This window comes from Streptomyces sp. SS7 (genome assembly GCF_037993025.1).
In the GTDB taxonomy this organism is placed as follows: Bacteria; Actinomycetota; Actinomycetes; order Streptomycetales; family Streptomycetaceae; genus Streptomyces.
The window spans coordinates 1,696,949-1,713,071 of record NZ_CP141223.1 but is presented as its reverse complement, the minus strand read 5'-3'; the positions used below and the strand labels follow the sequence as shown (position 1 = coordinate 1,713,071).

Annotated in this window: 13 protein-coding genes and 1 pseudogene; 6 read left to right on the top strand and 8 right to left on the bottom strand. The window is 71.8% G+C overall.

From position 1 onward, the window contains the following. Positions 1-43: 43 nt before the first annotated feature. The 4 genes from U5640_RS07735 to U5640_RS07720 all read right to left on the bottom strand — a co-directional run bounded on the left by U5640_RS07735 (position 44) and on the right by U5640_RS07720 (position 4,219). Positions 44-1,093, bottom strand: a complete 1,050-nt coding sequence (locus tag U5640_RS07735; protein WP_340375043.1) for a ParA family protein — start codon at positions 1,091-1,093, stop codon at positions 44-46. Between the two features lie 484 nt (positions 1,094-1,577). After that, positions 1,578-2,522, bottom strand: coding sequence for an alpha/beta hydrolase (locus tag U5640_RS07730; protein ID WP_340375042.1), 945 nt, complete (start codon positions 2,520-2,522; stop codon positions 1,578-1,580). A gap of 214 nt (positions 2,523-2,736) precedes the next feature. Further along, positions 2,737-3,342, bottom strand: a complete 606-nt coding sequence (locus U5640_RS07725) for a TetR/AcrR family transcriptional regulator (RefSeq protein WP_340375041.1) — start codon at positions 3,340-3,342, stop codon at positions 2,737-2,739. Between the two features lie 121 nt (positions 3,343-3,463). After that, complete coding sequence (locus U5640_RS07720) at positions 3,464-4,219, bottom strand: SDR family oxidoreductase (protein WP_340375040.1); 756 nt, start codon at positions 4,217-4,219, stop codon at positions 3,464-3,466. Between the two features lie 300 nt (positions 4,220-4,519). Between U5640_RS07720 and U5640_RS07715 the strand changes: the two are divergent. Together U5640_RS07715 and U5640_RS07710 are read left to right on the top strand one after the other, a co-directional pair. Next, positions 4,520-4,711: pseudogene (locus U5640_RS07715) on the top strand (IS5/IS1182 family transposase); the annotation flags it as partial. 542 nt (positions 4,712-5,253) lie between these two features. Next, positions 5,254-5,733: an ATP-binding protein gene (locus U5640_RS07710; protein ID WP_340375039.1), complete on the top strand. Its 480-nt coding sequence runs from the start codon at positions 5,254-5,256 to the stop codon at positions 5,731-5,733. Between the two features lie 116 nt (positions 5,734-5,849). On the opposite strand, the gene U5640_RS07705 is transcribed toward U5640_RS07710, so the two are convergent. Continuing rightward, entirely contained in the window at positions 5,850-6,935 is a 1,086-nt protein-coding gene (locus tag U5640_RS07705; protein WP_340375038.1) for a DUF2637 domain-containing protein, read from the bottom strand. 313 nt (positions 6,936-7,248) lie between these two features. Next, positions 7,249-8,097, bottom strand: coding sequence for a (2Fe-2S)-binding protein (locus U5640_RS07700; protein ID WP_340375037.1), 849 nt, complete (start codon positions 8,095-8,097; stop codon positions 7,249-7,251). A 179-nt stretch (positions 8,098-8,276) separates the two neighbouring features. Between U5640_RS07700 and U5640_RS07695 the strand changes: the two genes are divergently transcribed. Beyond that, positions 8,277-9,086: a GntR family transcriptional regulator gene (locus U5640_RS07695; protein WP_340375036.1), complete on the top strand. Its 810-nt coding sequence runs from the start codon at positions 8,277-8,279 to the stop codon at positions 9,084-9,086. Positions 9,087-9,306: 220 nt separating this feature from the next. Here U5640_RS07695 and U5640_RS07690 read toward each other — a convergent pair whose 3' ends face one another. Both U5640_RS07690 and U5640_RS07685 read right to left on the bottom strand, forming a co-directional pair. Then, positions 9,307-10,068, bottom strand: coding sequence for a hypothetical protein (locus U5640_RS07690; protein WP_340375035.1), 762 nt, complete (start codon positions 10,066-10,068; stop codon positions 9,307-9,309). 163 nt (positions 10,069-10,231) lie between these two features. Beyond that, positions 10,232-11,917 (bottom strand): PucR family transcriptional regulator ligand-binding domain-containing protein, encoded by a 1,686-nt coding sequence (locus U5640_RS07685; protein WP_340375034.1) that lies wholly within the window; start codon positions 11,915-11,917, stop codon positions 10,232-10,234. 331 nt (positions 11,918-12,248) lie between these two features. Here U5640_RS07685 and U5640_RS07680 point away from each other — a divergent pair, with 331 nt between their 5' ends. Genes U5640_RS07680 through U5640_RS07670 form a run of 3 tightly spaced genes read left to right on the top strand, consistent with a single transcriptional unit; the run spans position 12,249 to position 16,038 of the window. Next, positions 12,249-13,139, top strand: a complete 891-nt coding sequence (locus tag U5640_RS07680) for a xanthine dehydrogenase family protein subunit M (RefSeq protein WP_340375033.1) — start codon at positions 12,249-12,251, stop codon at positions 13,137-13,139. Beyond that, positions 13,139-13,648 (top strand): (2Fe-2S)-binding protein, encoded by a 510-nt coding sequence (locus U5640_RS07675; RefSeq protein ID WP_340375032.1) that lies wholly within the window; start codon positions 13,139-13,141, stop codon positions 13,646-13,648. Before U5640_RS07680 ends, U5640_RS07675 begins: the two co-directional genes overlap by 1 nt. A gap of 5 nt (positions 13,649-13,653) precedes the next feature. Beyond that, on the top strand, positions 13,654-16,038 hold the full coding sequence (locus tag U5640_RS07670; protein WP_340375031.1) for a molybdopterin cofactor-binding domain-containing protein: 2,385 nt from the start codon (positions 13,654-13,656) through the stop codon (positions 16,036-16,038). Positions 16,039-16,123: the final 85 nt, after the last annotated feature.

The window sequence follows — 16,123 nt, the reverse complement described above, 5'->3', positions numbered from 1 at the left end:
GGCAGCATCCGCGCGGCGATCATCCGGGAATAGCCGGACACGATCACCAGCACTCGCAGTCGCCGGACAGGCCGTCGACGTCGAGGCGCCCCATCACCTTCCGGTAGTCCACGGAGACCACCGAGTCGGGCAGGAGGATCGGCAGGGGAACTCCGTCCTCGTAGATCTTCTCGGCGTCTGCCGAGTACCGGATGTAGGGCAGCAGCACGGAGCTGTACATCGCCTCTGCCGCGGCCGTGGCGCGGCGGGCTGCCACCTGGTCCTTCCAGGTCAGCGGCGACGTGCCGGTGAGGATCAAGTGCTTGAGTGTCGGCCGGCCGGGGACGGACCGGCTGCCGCGCTCCTTGTCGCGGACTCGCTCCAGTTCGTCCGTGAGCCGCTTGACCAGCTTGACGGCCTTGGGGTCGGCCTTGATCGACGGAATGACGGAGTCCTCCTCGTCCAGCATGCGCAGCACGGAGCAGGGCATCTTGCCGTAGCTCGCCGGGAAGTCCACGTAGAAGACCGTGTCGAAGCCGTCGTAGGAGCGCAGGATCTCGGCGAACCAGTCGTTGCGGTCCGCGTTTTCTGCGATGGCGAGGTCCGCGCCGGCCATGGCGGGGCTGCTGGGCACGACACGCAGGTTCTCGATGGGCTCGAAGTCCTCTTCGGGGTCGTCGCCGTCGCCGATGCGATAGCGGGCGGGCAGCGCGACCTCGTCCAGGGTGGCCCTGCCGTAGAGCAGGTCGATCGCGGTCTTCTTGCCCTTGAGGGCGGTCTCGTCGTAGCCGAGGACGGTGGTCGCCGACATGTTGCTGTCGAGGTCGAAGACGACGCCCGGGAAGCCGTCCAGGGCGGCAGTGACGGCCATGGACGTGGCGCTGGTGGTCTTGGTGGACCCGCCGCCTTCGATGATGTACGCCCAGATGAGGGGCCAGTTCCGGCCTTTGGGGCGGAAGGCGGAGTCGACGGTGTGGAGCCACCACATGGACGCCGGCTCCCAGTCCAGGATGTCCCTGCTGCGGTCCGTGTCGGTGTGCAGGACCTCTTCGGGAGCCACTTCGGGCTGGGACTTGGTGCTTGCACGCTTGGGCCGCGGGAGCGCGCCTGCCATGAGATCTCCAGGACTGCAGTGGGTATGGGGGCGAGACTAGGGTTTCCGGACCCTTCCCCGCCCAGAATTTGCGCCCGGGTGTCGTTCCACTGGAAACACAAAAAGGGCCCTGGCCTCCAAAGTGACGGAGGCCAGGGCCCTCGTCTTCGCGTGCTCAGCCGCGTCAGGCTGCCCAGGTGGCGGGGACCATTCGCCAGGCGTCGTCGCACTCGCAGCCACAGCCGTGGTCCGGGTGGGGGTGCCGTAAGAACACCCTCCACGTCAGAACGGCTCGCGGAATGCGCGGAATGAGCACCGGGGGGTCGTCGCCCGGGGACAGGCACTGGTGGAGTAGCGGTATTCGAGAGCTGCAGTATTCGTCCACGGGGCGAGTGTCGAGTCGGCACCCCCATGCTCCAGTTGATCCGCCCGGCGGCGTCGGCCTGGACGGCTTGCAGGATTGGGGGTCCCAGATACCGTCGGCCGACCAGCGTCTGGGGCGCTCCTAAACCGTGGGTTCCACCTGCCGAAGCGCTCCGGTGACAGGTTGGGGCCGGTCGGCACTCAAGTGGGCCGTGAGGAAGCGCGCGGCGCGGTCCAGCGCGGCATCCGCCTCGTCGAGACGGCCGTACTGAAGCTGGAAGACATGAGGGAGGCCAGGCCCGACCTCCAGCGTGACCTCGACGTCGTCGGCGCCCGCACGGCCGGCCAGCCGGACCGCGTCGTCGAGCAGCACCTCGTTCGCCCCGACCTGCACGAGCAGCGGAGGCAGCCCGGTGAGGTCGGCGAACAACGGGCTGGCCAGAGGACGCGCCCGGTCGCCCGCACCGACGTAGAGATCGGCGAAGGCGCGCAGGTCGGCCTCGATGAAGAGGGGGTCGGCGCCCTGCTTGGAACGCATACTTTCGCCGCCGAGGGTGAGGTCGACCCACGGGGAGAAGACGACCACGGCCGCTGGCTGCGGCAATCCGGCGTCCCGGGCCGCGAGGAGCGTGGCAATGCTCAAGCCGCCGCCGGCGGAGTCACCGGCGATGACGAGGTCGCGTGGGTCGATGCCCGCGTCCAGCAACTCGCGATACGCCGCGAGCCCGTCGTCGACGGCCGCCGGGAAGCGATGTTCGGGAGCCAGCCGGTAATCCACCGACAGAGCTCGCAGGCCGACACGGCGGGCCAGTTCACCGATCAGCCCTTCGTGGGTGTCTGGTGAGCCGACAGCGTAGCCGCCGCCGTGGAGGTAGAGCAGCCGGCCATGACCGGAGACTTCGGCCGGCTCCAGTTCCAGGGCCGGCCGCCCACCCAGAACGGTCCTGCGGGTGACCACGCCCGCCGGAGCGGGCCGGGTGATGGCTGCGCTGAATCCGCTGCGTTGTTCCGCCACGGTGGGAGGCGTCTTGCTCCGGGGGGCGGAACGGAGCATGGCATCCAGGGCGTCGCGCTGGGATCGGGACATGGGAAACCTCTATCGGTCAGAAGGACAGCACCGTCCCAGCGGGGCCGGCATCGCCCCGGGTTCGCACGTGCTGGAGGACGTGGGTCACTTGTCGATGCTCGCGTCACCGAGTGCAACGCCGGGGCGCACGCCAGCGGTACCCTGAGGGCGCGTGCACCTGTCCCGGTAGGGGGACGTATCGGCGTTCTGGCAGCGTGAAGTGGTGGTCCGGGGTTCAGGATCCGGTGCTGTAGCGGGTGAGCATGAGGGTGACGGCTTCGTCCACGATCGCGGTGTCGGTGGGGTTGGGCGGGACGAAGTCGGTCCGTACGAGTTGGGGCCACAGGAGCTGGCTGCAGATCATGCCGAGGAACTGTTCGGCGACTGCGGATGCCGACTGTGGCTGTCCGTCGGCCGAGCGGAAGTCGAGGGTGCCGGCCTGTGCTTCGGTGACCAGGTAGTCGCGGAGCCGGTCGAAGAAGGGTCCGCGGTCGATGGCGAAGCCGGTGCCGACGATGTCGGCGAGTTCCGGCATCTGGGGTAGTTCGGTGATGATCAGGCGGCACAGCGCGGCCGTGCCGGTGCGTGCGACCAGGCAGGCGTAGTCGCGGCCGATGTGGTCCAGACCGTAGCGAGGGTCACCGGGCGGGGGCGGTGCGGCGTACTCCACGTCCAGCTGCCATTGCTCGGAGGTGACGGCCGCGAACAGTGCGGCCTTGGTGGGGTACCGCTTGAAGAGGGTGCCGGTGGAGACGCGGGCCTGCTTGGCGATCTGGGCGAGGGAGGTCTTGTCGTATCCCCGGGCGAGGAAGAGGTCACGGGCGGCGCGGATGATGCGCACGCGGTTCTCCTCTTTGATCTGCGCGTGATAACCGACCTGGCACGTGTCGCCACCGGTTGCCGCTCGGTCCTCCACCGACATGCCCACGCCCCTCGCCCATCTCCCGGCCGCGTCCTCGTTGTCAGAGGACGGTCGAGCCTCCGTCCAGGATAAGGTCCTGGCCCACAGCGAAGGCGGAGGCGTCGGAGGCCAGGTACACGACCGCTTCCGCGACCTCTTCCGGCAGACCCATGCGACCCAGCGGGATGCCGGCGCTGATCCCCTCCAGAACCGCCGCCTGCACCGCGGGGTCCTCGATCCCGAGCTTGGAGTAGAGCGGGGTGTCCACCGGGCCGGGGCTGACCGCGTTGAACCGGATGCCGTGCGACTTGAGCAGGTCCGCGTTCCACGACCGCATCAGGGAGCTGAGAGCCGCCTTCGTCGCAGCATAGGCATTCGCCTGCCCATAGCCGCCGTGCACGCTGGCGGACGCGTTGAGGATGACCGAGGACGGGTTGGCCAGCACCGGCACCAGGGCCTGCGCGAGGAAGAAGACGCTCTTGACGTTGATGTCGAAGAGCCGGTCGTAGCTGTCCTCCGTGTGGTCCTCGAACGACCGCCAGTCCGAGACGCCGGCGTTCAAGAACGCGACGTCCAGCCCCCCAAAGTGCTCACCCACCTGCTTGGCCAGGCCGCGCTGCGCATCGAGATCGCGTGCGTCGGCCTGCACCACCGGCACCTTGTCCCCGAGGATCTGCCGCGCCCTGTCGATGCTGGCCGGGGTTACGCCCGTGACCAGCACGTCGGCGCCCTCCGCGATGAAACGCTGCGCGGTCGCCAGACCGATCCCGCTCGTGCCGCCGGTGATGAGGGCGCGCTTGCCCGCAAGACGAGTCATGTTCATTGTTCCTTGCCGAGTCGTAAGGTAAGTCGATGAACTCACCTTCTTGAAAGTAGCTCCCGCATCACCCCTATGGCAAGTCGATCCACTTACCTTAAATTCCTGGAGCGGCTCGACAACGTCGGAGAAGGTGGCCGATGCCGGCTCGAAGGCTGTGTCACTGCCGTCCGTGAGGCCCGAGGCTTTGGAGGTCGCGCAGATAGGCGCGGTGGTGGACCCCGGCAGCAAAGCAGGCACAGGTCCTGGTGATCATGGAGTTGCGACGCTCTGTGACCACCTGGGAGACCTGCGCCTGTACTGCCATCATGGCCGACCGAACCGCTCTGGAATCAATTCGCCGCCCTGCTGCCCGAGCGGCCGAAGTACCACCCGGACCATCCGCTGGGCTGCCACCGCCCGCGGGTCAGTGACAGGATCATTTTCGACAGGCTGCTGCAGCTCCTGCGGTTCGGCTGCTCCTGCCAGGCGATCGCCGACACGACCTGCTCGCTGGACTCTACGGAACTCGGGGCATCTCACCGAGTCGTCCTGGGGCGCGACGGACATCCGGCTGATCGCGGTCGGCCGGGACGGCAGGACCGTGACGGTGGTCGACTGGGGGCAGCTGGGCGATTTCGGGGACGCTCCGGTGAAGGCCTTCAAGAAGACGACCGTCACCGCCGTCGAGAAGCTGCGCTGAGCGAAGCATTCCGGCCAACTTCGGCGGGGGCGGTCACCCGGGCCCGTGGGGGCACGGCTCGCAGGCCGCGCGGGCGTACGCCCTGCGGGGGCGGGACCGTGCCGTCGTACCGCGGCGCCCCCGCACGGAATCCGGGTCCGTACGGTGGCGAAACCGGCCTCCTCCCCGGTGATCCGGCCGGATCGCGCACCGGGGGGCGCGGTCCGGCCGGCCGCTTGTGCGCCCCCTCGAACATGGCCGAACACCCGGGCGTGGACGATTCGACATGACTGGCACCGTGCCGACCGGGCATGGATCCCCGTGAACGTGTTCGAGCAGGAGGGGAACCGACATCGGCACGCGGGCGGGGGTCATGGTGAGGCAGGCACGGGGCAGCGGTCGGACGGCGATCGCGGGCACCTCGGCGGCAGAGCGGGACACGGGGATCGCGAGAGGGGACGACACCGTAGACGCGCAGCTCAATCGCAGACTCGGGCCGGCCGACCTGAGGGCGGTGCCGGAGGCGCGCCGGGCGCTGCGCGAGCTGTTGCGGGGCTGGGGCAAACCGGGCCGCTCGGAGACTGCGGAACTGCTGACCAGCGAACTCGTCACCAACGCGCTGGTGCACACCGACGACGAGGCGGTCCTGACGGCCACCGTGTCACCGGCCGGTCTGCGGGTGGAGGTGCGCGACTCGGTGCCGGGCCGCCCCCGGCCCACCGTGCCGGCCGCCGACGACGGCACCCACGGCCGGGGCCTGGTCCTGGTGCAGTCCCTCGCGGACGCCTGGGGGGTCCGGGCGCAGGGCGCCGGGAAGGTCGTCTGGTTCGAACTCGCCGCCGGGGCGGCCTGAGCGCCTGTGTCACGCAGGCTCCGAGACCCGGACGGGGTACGGGAAGGGGGCGCGACCGTGACGGTCGCGCCCCCTTCCCATGGTGTCACCGGCCGGCCGTCAGCCGGACGGGGAGGTTAGCCGAACTGCTGCTCCAGGTCCTTGAGCTTGCGCTCCAGGGAGTCCAGGCGCGGCAGGGCCATGGTGTCGTCCTCCGCGGTGAGGTCGACGGAGTACCCCTCGGAGGACTGGCGCACCGGCTGGAGCGAGGGCCGCTGACGGACCGGCAGCTGCTCCGGCGCGCCCGCTGTGCCACCCTCCGCGGAGACCCGCTCGGCCGAGGCCGCGGCGGTCGCCGGCTCCAGGGCCGCGGCCTGGCCGGGCTCCAGTTGACGGCCACCGCCGCCACCGCCGCCACCGCGCCCGGGCCAGCGGCCGTGACCGCGGCTGATCGCCTTGAGCTGGGCCCGCTCCAGACGCTGCTCCTCGCGGCGGCGCATCTTGGCCTCTTCCTTGCGGGCCTTGTCGTCGCGGACCTCCTCGACGGCCTCGTCCAGGCTGCGGACGTTCTCCAGGAGCATCAGCGACCAGGCCTTGTAGGTCTCACGGGGGGCCCGCACCCAGCGCACCACACGGATCTGCGGCAGCGGACGGGGCACCAGGCCCTGCTCGCGCAGCGCGGCGCGGCGGGTCTGCTTCAGCGCCCGGTCGAACAGCACGGCAGCGGACAGCGACATGCCGGCGAAGAAGTGCGGGGCGCCCGCGTGGCTCAGACCCCTGGGCGCGTGCACCCAGTTGAACCAGGCGGCGGCACCGGCGAACGTCCACACGAGTATCCGGGAGCCGAGCGCCGCGTCACCGTGGGAGGCCTCGCGGACCGCGAGGACGGAGCAGAACATCGCCGCGCCGTCCAGGCCGAACGGCACCAGGTACTCCCAGCCGCCGGACAGTCCGAGGTTCTGCTCGCCGAAGCCGACCAGGCCGTGGAAGGAGAGCGCGGCGGCGACGGCCGCACAGCAGAACAGCAGGACATAGGAGGCGGTGCCGTATATGGCCTCCTTGCGCCTGCGGCGCTCCTCGCTGCGCTCCCACGAGTCGTCCGTCGTCTTGGCATGCTCCCCGGACCGCTTGCTCCGCGCGAGCACCGCCACCGCCGCCAGCATGCCCAGGAGCAGTACGGCGCCCGGAAGCAGCCAGTTCAGCGATATGTCGGTCAGTCTCATCTGGGGTCCCTTGCATTGGGATAGGGCGTAACGCCCGCCATAGTGGCCCAATCCCGCCATCCCTCAGGGGGTTTCGGGGCAAGAGGCCGCCAAGGAGGTGCAAGGGGATGCCCAGGGCGACGTTCTAGCTCGAACTGCCGCTTGAGGGGCGGGAGTTGAGTTCGAACAAGACTACCCGTACAGGTGGTTCCACGGAAAGTTCCCGCAACAGGTGAGGAAATTGTGAATCAGCTGTAACCGTAGGGGAGTCTCGTCCGGGTGATCTTACGTCAGGCCCCTGGCGGCCGTTCCCCCGGGGGGGTCTGAGGACGCCTCAGCCGGCGGCGGCCGCGGTGAGCCTGCCGATCCGGTCCGCGTCGCAGGTGCGCGGGCAGGTGGCGCAGGTGTCCTCGGGGCGCACCGTGTAGAACATGCAGCAGCTCGCCCGGTCCCGGGTGGGCAGCGACTCCCCGTCCGGACCGGTCAGTTCGCGGAAGGCGGCCGAGCCGACGTACGGCTTGGTGGCGCCGGGCAGCAGCAGCTCCAGTTCGTGCCGTGCCCGCTGCTGCTCGCCGTCGCCGAACAGGTGGGCGACGTACCACAGGCCCTCGACGATCTCGTCCGTCACCATGCCCCACAGTGCCCGCCCGCGCCGTCGGGTGCGCGGCCCGAACCCGGCGAGCACCGGCTCGTGGTGCTCGGCCACGGCCGCCCGCACCTCGGCCCGCAGCGCCTCCTCGTCCGGCACCACCCGCGCGCCGGGCAGCGCCGCCGCCGGGTCCCCCGGCAGGCAGGCGAACGACGACGGCGGGTGTACGGCCATCCGCATGCCGTCGCCGGTGCGGTCGTACGAGACGTGCGTCACGGGGTAGCGCGGCACCCGGCGGTGCAGGAACCAGGGCACGGTGATCAGCAGACAGGCGGGCCAGGCGTACCGGTGCAGTCCGAAACTCGCCGTCACGTCCGGGCGGGCCCGCTGCCCGTAGTCCCGCACCACCTGGGCGTCGTCCCAGGCCAGGAACGCGTCCAGGGCGGCGCCGCCTGCGGCGAGGTCCGCCGCCGCGACCCAGCCGCCGCCCCGGGGCACCGGTGCCCCGGGTGCCAGCTCGGTGACCCTCAGGCCCGGATAGGCCGCGGCGAGACGGGCGTAGGACTCCGCTGTGACCGACGGGGCTGGGGGCATGCGGGGACCACCGTTCCGGGAGACGGGATGGGCAAAAGCAGCCGCTTTCAAAGGTAAGCCTAACCTTATTCGAGGTCCTCCGGATTTGAACTGGCGGCCAGTACGCCTAAGGTGCTTGACGGGCGAGTAACAACCCGCCGTAATGACCCCAAGTACCGACACGTCCGCCAGGAGGACCCGTGAAGCAGGGCACGCAGGGCTCCGCCGGGACGGGGATCGGGCAGGACGACCCGGCCCGCGCCCGGGTCCCGGCCCAGCAGCGGGCGGTCCCCTCCCAGGAACTGGACGGGGAGCGCTGCGGGCCGCGGGGCACCGCGCGCGGGGAGCACACGCACAGCGAGCCGCCCGTCCCGCAGCCCCGGCCGGTCGTCCAGCGGGCCTCCGTGCGCGGGCAGATCCTGCACGCCCTGCGCACCGCGCTGGTCTCCGGGGAACTCAGGCCGGGCGAGGTGTACTCGGCGCCGGTCCTCGGCGACCGCTTCGGGGTCTCGGCGACCCCGGTGCGCGAGGCGATGCAGCAGCTCGCGATGGAGGGCACCGTCGAGGTCGTGCCCAACCGCGGCTTCCGCGTCGTCGAGCGCGGCGCACGGGAACTCGCCGAACTGGCCGAGGTGCGGGCGCTGATCGAGGTGCCGGTGATGCAGCGGCTGGCCCGCACGGTGCCGGCCGAGCGCTGGGCGGAACTCAGGCCCCTCGCCGAGGCGACGGTCCGTGCCGCGGGCTCCGGCTGCCGGGTGACGTACGCCGAGGCGGACCGGGTCTTCCACCGGGCGCTGCTCGCCCCCGCCGGGAACGAGCAGCTCGTCGCGATCGCGGAGGATCTGCACCGCCGTGCCCAGTGGCCCCTCGTCGGCGGGCCCGGCCCGCGCGTGCGGGCCGAGCTGCTCGCCGACGCGACGCAGCATCTCGCGCTGCTCGACGCGTTGTGTGCGGGGGAGTCGGACGCCGTCCAGGTCCTGGTCCGGAACCACTTCGCCGGCGTCGGCTGAGCGGACCGCCTGCGCGGCCGTGGTTCGGTGCGGGGTCGTTGTGGCCGGTCGCGCAGTTCCCCGCGCCCCTTCGCGCGTCTCTGCGGGGCGGTCTTGGGGGCGGCTGGGAGTCTGATGAAGATCTTGCTCCGGCCGCCTGACTCGCCCCGGATTGCCAGTAAATGTCAATCACTATGAACCGGTGCAAGTCGGGCGCGATTTCAAGATCTTCAGGACGCTTCTAGGCCGTGGCTGCCGGTGGGGGTGCCAGCTGGGCCGCCAGCCAGGTCGGTACGCCGCCCAGCAGGCGGAACAGGCGCCGTGCCTCCTCCCTGAGGCGGGACGCCTCGGGTTCCGTCTCGGTGTCCGCGAGGGAGACGAGCGCCGGTGCGGTCCCCACCAGGTAGCCCAACTCCTCGCGGATCCGCAGGGATTCGGCGAAGCCGTGCCGCGCCTCCGCCAGCTCCCCGTCCCGCAGGGCCAGTCCGGCCAGATGCCGCCAGGTGAACGACAGCAGCAGCGCGTCGGAGTGCGCGGCCGCCGCCGTGTGGGCACGCCGGTACGCGGCCCGCGCGGCCTGCGGGGAGCGTGAGATGTTCTCCGCGAGCAGCCCCCGCCGGAAGTCCAGCAGCGCCCGCCCCACCGCGTCCGGCGGGATCAGCGCCGCCGCCCGGCCGAGCGCGGCCCGCGCCTCGTCCACCCGGTCGCGCACCGCGTGCAGCGTGGCGGCGTAGGCGAGATAGCCCCGCTCGCAGGCGGCCGCGCCCCGCTCCTCGTCGTCGTGTGCCAGCGCTTCCGCCGTCCGCAGCGCGTCCTCGGCGTCCTGCCAGCCCTGTTCGGTGTACAGACAGCGTTCGACGAGCAGTGCCGCCCGCTGGATCGCGCCGGGCGCGCTGTCCGCCGGCAGCAGGGCCGCGGCGTCGACCCAGCAGGCCCGCGAGCGCAACCGCCACACAGCGATCTGGACGGGATCGTCATCTGCGGTCGTTCCGGTACCAGACATGGCGGAGTACGCCACGTTGCCCTCCCCGAGCGCGCCGTCGAGCCTTGAGTGAGTGTCGGCATCTCAGCACGAATTCCGGTACCGGGCCAAGGGGGCGGGTGAAGGATTTCACAAAGTCGTGGGACTGTCCGTCCCCGGAGGTTTCGACGGGCGGTGGCCCGGCTCAGCTCATCCGCAGCGCCAGGAAGAAATCCAGCTTGTCCTCCAGCCGCGACAGATCACGGCCCGTCAACTGCTCGATCCGGCCGACCCGGTAGCGCAGGGTGTTGACGTGCAGGTGCAACCGGGACGCACACCGCGTCCAGGAGCCGTCGCACTCCAGGAACGCCTCGAGCGTCGGGATCAGCTCGGCCCGGTGACGCCGGTCGTACTCGCGCAGCGGGTCCAGCAGCCGGGCCGTGAACGCCCGCCGCACGTCGTCCGGGACGAACGGCAGCAGCAGCACGTGCGAGGCCAGCTCCTGGTGCCCGGCCGCGCAGACCCGGCCGGGCCGGGCCGCCGCCACCCGCCGTGCGTGCCGCGCCTCCTCCAGCGCCCCGCGCAGCCCCTCCGCCGAGTGCACGGCGGCGCTCACCCCGAGCGTGAGGCGCCCGTCGCCGTCCAGCCCCGCCGACAGCGGCTCCCGTACGGCCGTCAGCAGCACCTCGGCGTGCACGCCCGCCTCGGAGCCGTCGTGCTCACGGGAGACCGCGGGAAGCGGCACCAGGGCGACGGCCTCGTCACCCGTGTGGGCGACGGCGATCCGGTCGGACGGCTCGGTCCCGGCGGCCAGCGGGTCCACCAGGATCTCCTCCAGCAGCGCCTGCGTCACCGGACCCTCCTGCGGGCCCCCGCCCCCCGGGCGGTCCCACTCCACACGCGCCACGACCACCTGCCAGTGCGGCGCAGCCCCGAGGCCCGGCAGCAGCACCGGCGCGGCCACCCGCAGCCGCGCCGCGATCTCCGCCGGAGCCGCGCCGGTCTGCACCAGCTCCAGCACCTCCTGCGCCAGCCGCCGGCGCACCGTGCGCGCCGCGTCCCGCCGGTCCCGCTCGACCGCGATCAGCTGGGTGACGCCGTACAGCAGGTCCAGCCGCTCCTCCTGCCAGTCACCGGCGTCCGCCTCCACCGCCAGCAGCCAGTCCGACAGCACGCTCTCGCGCACGTCCCGGCCGCCCTGCGCGCCGCGGCCGCCGCCGCTGCGGATCGGGAACAGCGAGTACGTCGTGGGACCCACGGTCGTGCGGTGCGGCCCGCGCCGTCCGCCGCGCACCGCCGCGAGCTGCTCCCCGGCGAGCCGCGCGCACACCTCCGCCGGCAGCGCCGGGCCGGCCGTCCTCGGGCCCGCGATCAGCCGCCCGGTGGGGGACAGCACCCAGGCCCGCAGGTCCAGATCGGAGCCGAGCAGGTCCAGGACCACGTCCGGGCCGCCGCCCGCCGGACCCGAGGTCATCATCCGCCGGTGCCGGTCCACCACCGCCGCGAGGTCCCCGGCCCGCTCGCCGCTGACCTGCCGTACGACATGCTCGGTGATCGTCGCGAAGGCCACCGACTCGTGCACCGCGAACAGCGGCAGCCGGTGCCGGGCGCAGGCCAGGACCAGATCGTCCGGCACGTCCGACAGCTCGGCCTCGCCGGCCGCCAGCGCCGCCACCCCGGCCTGCGCCAGGATGCGGACGAACGGCTCGGAGTCGCCGGGCCCCCGGCGCCAGGCCAGGCCCGTCAGCACCAGCTCGCCGCCGGAGAGATAGCGGCTCGGGTCCCGCAGGTCGGTGGTCATCACCCCGCGCACCGCGCGGTCGAGCTCGTCCTCGCCGCCGAGCAGCCGCAGCCCCAGCGCATCGGTGTCCAGAAGTGCGCGCAGCCGCATCTCGTCGCCGCCGTTCCGTGTCTCTTGTCCCGAGGACTGTCTCGAAAACTACGATGAAAAGTGAAGGGATCAGTGGGGCGGGGGCCCGGTGGTGTTTCCCGGAGGAAACCCAGCGGATACGGAGAGGTTTCCGATGCCCGCCGTTCATACGAATCTACAAGATGCCTGTCGCGACCAGCCAACTCCTTCATGGTTTCCGTGACTGACACGGTCGGAGTACGGCCCTGTGTACTGGATCCACTGCGCGTGAACAGCACATGAACGAGCCGGGCCCGCCGCACCCGATCTGGCTCGATCCGTACGACCCACGAGACGAAGAAGAGAGCCGGTCATGGACTTCCTTCGCCCCTCAAGCTGGGAGGAGGCGCTCGCCGCGAAGGCCGAGCACCCCAGCGCGGTGCCGATCGCCGGGGGCACCGATGTGATGGTCGAGATCAACTTCGACCACCGGCGGCCCGAGTACCTCCTGGACCTGGGCCGCGTCGCCGACCTCCACGAGTGGGAGACCGGCGAGGACACCGTGCGGCTGGGCGCCTCCGTGACGTACACGAGGATCATGGAGAACCTGCGGTCCGAACTGCCCGGACTGGCCCTCGCCTCGCACACCGTGGCCTCCCCGCAGATCCGCAACCGCGGCGGCGTCGGCGGCAACCTCGGCACCGCCTCCCCGGCCGGGGACGCCCACCCCGCCCTGCTGGCGGCCGGCGCCGAGGTCGAGGCCGCGTCGGTGCGCGGCACCCGCCGGATCCCCATCGACGACTTCTACACCGGCGTCAAGCGCAACGCGCTCGCCCCCGACGAGCTGATCCGCGCCGTCCACGTCAGGAAGGCCGACGGCCCGCAGCAGTACTCCAAGGTCGGCACCCGCAACGCCATGGTCATCGCGGTCTGCGCCTTCGGTCTCGCCCTGCACCCCGACACCCGCACCGTGCGCACCGGCATCGGCTCCGCCGCCCCCACGCCCGTCCGGGCGAAGGTCGCCGAGGACTTCCTCAACGCGGCGCTGGAGGAGGGCGGCTTCTGGGACAACGGGAAGATCATCACCCCGTCGGTCGCCAAGGAGTTCGCCACCCTCTGCGCCGCCGCCTGCAATCCCATCGACGACGTCCGCGGCACCGCGGGCTACCGCCGGCACGCCGTCGGCGTCATGGCCCGCCGCACCCTGACCTGGACCTGGGAGTCCTACCGGGGCACCCCCCGCACCTCGGAAGGAGCCGCGTGATGCGCGTCAACCTCACCGTCAACGGACGCCCCCAGCAGGCCGACGACGTCTGGGAGGGCGAGAGCCTGCTCTACGTCCTGCGCGAGCGTCTCGGCCTGCCCGGCTCCAAGAACGCCTGCGAACAGGGCGAATGCGGCTCCTGCACGGTCCGCCTGGACGGGGTGCCGGTCTGCGCCTGTCTGGTCGCCGCCGGCCAGGCCGAGGGCCGCGAGGTCGTCACCGTCGAGGGCCTCGCCGAGCACGCCCGCCGGCGCTCGGCGGGCGACGCGGGCGACACCCCGGACCTCGCCCCGATCCAGCAGGCGTTCATCGACGCCGGCGCTGTCCAGTGCGGCTTCTGCACCCCCGGTCTGCTGGTCGCCGCCGACGAGATGCTGGAGCGCACCCCCGACCCGAGCGACGCGGACATCCGCGAGGCCCTCTCGGGCAACCTGTGCCGCTGCACCGGCTACGAGAAGATCATGGACGCGGTCCGCCTCGCGGCCGCCCGGCAGTCAGAGGCGGTCTGAGCCCCATGCCGACCAACGGAGTCCCCACGAAGATCACCCAGGGCGCGCACACCAGGGGCGGCATCGGCGAGTCGACGCTCCGCCCGGACGGCACCCTCAAGGTCACCGGCGAGTTCGCCTACTCCTCCGACCTGTGGCACGAGGACATGCTCTGGGGCCAGATCCTGCGCTCCACCGTCGCCCACGCCGAGATCGTCTCCCTCGACACGAGCGAGGCCCTCGCCGTGCCCGGCGTGTACGCCGTGATGACGTACGACGACCTGCCCACCGAGGTGAAGAACTACGGCCTGGAGATCCAGGACACCCCCGTCCTGGCCCACGGCAAGGTGCGCCACCACGGCGAGCCCGTAGCGATCGTCGCCGCCGACCACCCGGAGACCGCCCGCCGCGCCGCCGCCAGGATCAAGGTCGAGTACCGCGAACTGCCCGTCATCACCGACGAGGCCTCCGCTACCGCCCCCGACGCGGTCCTCGTCCACGAGCACCGCACCGACCACCACGTCGGCCATGTCGCGCACCCCAACATCGTCCACCGCCAGCCCATCGTGCGCGGCGACGCGGCGGCCGCCGCCGCGCGCGCCGACGTGATCGTCCGCGGCGAGTACACCTTCGGCATGCAGGACCAGGCGTTCCTCGGCCCCGAGTCCGGGCTCGCCGTGCCCGAGGAGGACGGCGGCGTCCACCTCTACATCGCCACCCAGTGGCTCCACTCCGACCTGCGCCAGATCGCCCCCGTCCTCGGCCTCCCGCCCGAGAAGGTGCGGATGACGCTGGCGGGCGTCGGCGGCGCCTTCGGCGGCCGCGAGGACCTGTCGATGCAGATCCACGCCTGCCTGCTGGCCCTGCGCACCGGCAGACCCGTCAAGATCGTCTACAACCGTTTCGAGTCCTTCTTCGGACACGTCCACCGCCACCCCGCCAAGCTCTCCTACGAGCACGGCGCGACCCGCGACGGCAAGCTCACCCACGTCAGGTGCCGGATCGTCCTGGACGGCGGCGCGTACGCCTCCGCCTCCCCGGCGGTCGTCGGCAACGCCGCCTCCCTCGGCGTCGGACCGTACGTCGTCGACGACGTCGACATCGAGGCGATCGCCCTCTACACCAACAACCCGCCCTGCGGCGCGATGCGCGGCTTCGGCGCCGTCCAGGCCTGCTTCGCCTACGAGGCACAGATGGACAAGGTCGCCGCGGAACTCGGCCTGGACCCGGTGGAGTTCCGGCAGCGCAACGCCATGGAGCAGGGCACGCTCCTGCCGACCGGCCAGCGGGTCGACTCCCCGGCACCGGTCGCCGAACTCCTGCGCCGCGTCAAGGCGATGCCGATGCCGCCGGAGCGCCAGTGGGAGTCCAGCGAGGGCGCGGACGTACGCCAGCTCCCCGGCGGCCTGTCCAACACCACCCACGGCGAGGGCGTGGTCCGGGGCGTCGGCTACGCGGTCGGCATCAAGAACGTCGGCTTCTCCGAGGGCTTCGACGACTACTCCACCGCCCGCGTCCGGCTGGAGGCCGTGGCCGGCGAGCCCGTCGTCACCGTGCACACGGCGATGGCGGAGGTCGGCCAGGGCGGGGTCACCGTCCACGCCCAGATCGCCCGCACCGAGCTGGGTGTCGCCCAGGTCACCATCCACCCGGCCGACACCCGGGTGGGCAGCGCCGGTTCCACCTCGGCGTCGCGCCAGACGTACGTCACCGGCGGCGCCGTGAAGAACGCCTGCGAGCTGGTCCGCGCACAGGTCCTGGAGCTCGGGCGCCGCAGGTTCGGCAGCCACCACCCGGCCTGGGCCACCGCCGAACTGCTCCTGGAGGGCGGCAAGGTCGTCACCGACGGCGGCGAGGTCCTCGCCGACCTGGCGGACGTCCTCGGGGAGGAGGCCGTGGAGGTCGAGGAGGAGTGGCGGCACCGGCCCACCGAGCCCTTCGACCTGCGCACCGGACAGGGCGACGGCCATGTCCAGTACAGCTTCGCCGCGCACCGGGCGGTCGTCGAGGTCGACACCGAGCTGGGCCTGGTCAAGGTGATCGAGCTGGCCTGCGCCCAGGACGTCGGCAAGGCGCTCAACCCGCTGTCCGTGCTCGGCCAGATCCAGGGCGGCACCACCCAGGGCCTGGGGATCGCCGTCATGGAGGAGATCATCGTCGACCCGAGGACCGCGAAGGTGAGGAACCCCTCCTTCACGGACTACCTCATCCCCACCATCCTCGACACGCCGACCATCCCCGTCGACGTCCTCGAACTCGCCGACGACCACGCCCCGTACGGCCTGCGAGGCGTCGGTGAGGCCCCCACCCTGTCCTCCACCCCGGCGGTGCTCGCCGCCGTCCGCGCCGCGACGGGCCTGGAGCTGAACAGGACGCCGGTGCGCCCGGAACATCTCACCGGCACGGCGTAGGAACGGTGGGGCGGCACAGGCATCCTCCGGCTCCGTTTCGCCCTCCCTCCCTGTGAGGACCGGCCGGGCGTGCGCCGGCCGTCGC

What these genes read in the sequence shown, in the direction of transcription:
- U5640_RS07685 (WP_340375034.1), bottom strand. Translation starts at nt 11,917, where the DNA reads ATGCGGCTGCGCGCACTTCTGGACACCGATGCGCTGGGGCTGCGGCTG.
- U5640_RS07670 (WP_340375031.1), top strand. Translation starts at nt 13,654, where the DNA reads ATGCCGACCAACGGAGTCCCCACGAAGATCACCCAGGGCGCGCACACC.
- U5640_RS07675 (WP_340375032.1), top strand. Translation starts at nt 13,139, where the DNA reads ATGCGCGTCAACCTCACCGTCAACGGACGCCCCCAGCAGGCCGACGAC.
- U5640_RS07720 (WP_340375040.1), bottom strand. Translation starts at nt 4,219, where the DNA reads ATGACTCGTCTTGCGGGCAAGCGCGCCCTCATCACCGGCGGCACGAGC.
- U5640_RS07735 (WP_340375043.1), bottom strand. Translation starts at nt 1,093, where the DNA reads ATGGCAGGCGCGCTCCCGCGGCCCAAGCGTGCAAGCACCAAGTCCCAG.
- U5640_RS07690 (WP_340375035.1), bottom strand. Translation starts at nt 10,068, where the DNA reads ATGTCTGGTACCGGAACGACCGCAGATGACGATCCCGTCCAGATCGCT.
- U5640_RS07730 (WP_340375042.1), bottom strand. Translation starts at nt 2,522, where the DNA reads ATGTCCCGATCCCAGCGCGACGCCCTGGATGCCATGCTCCGTTCCGCC.
- U5640_RS07680 (WP_340375033.1), top strand. Translation starts at nt 12,249, where the DNA reads ATGGACTTCCTTCGCCCCTCAAGCTGGGAGGAGGCGCTCGCCGCGAAG.
- U5640_RS07710 (WP_340375039.1), top strand. Translation starts at nt 5,254, where the DNA reads ATGGTGAGGCAGGCACGGGGCAGCGGTCGGACGGCGATCGCGGGCACC.
- U5640_RS07705 (WP_340375038.1), bottom strand. Translation starts at nt 6,935, where the DNA reads ATGAGACTGACCGACATATCGCTGAACTGGCTGCTTCCGGGCGCCGTA.
- U5640_RS07700 (WP_340375037.1), bottom strand. Translation starts at nt 8,097, where the DNA reads ATGCCCCCAGCCCCGTCGGTCACAGCGGAGTCCTACGCCCGTCTCGCC.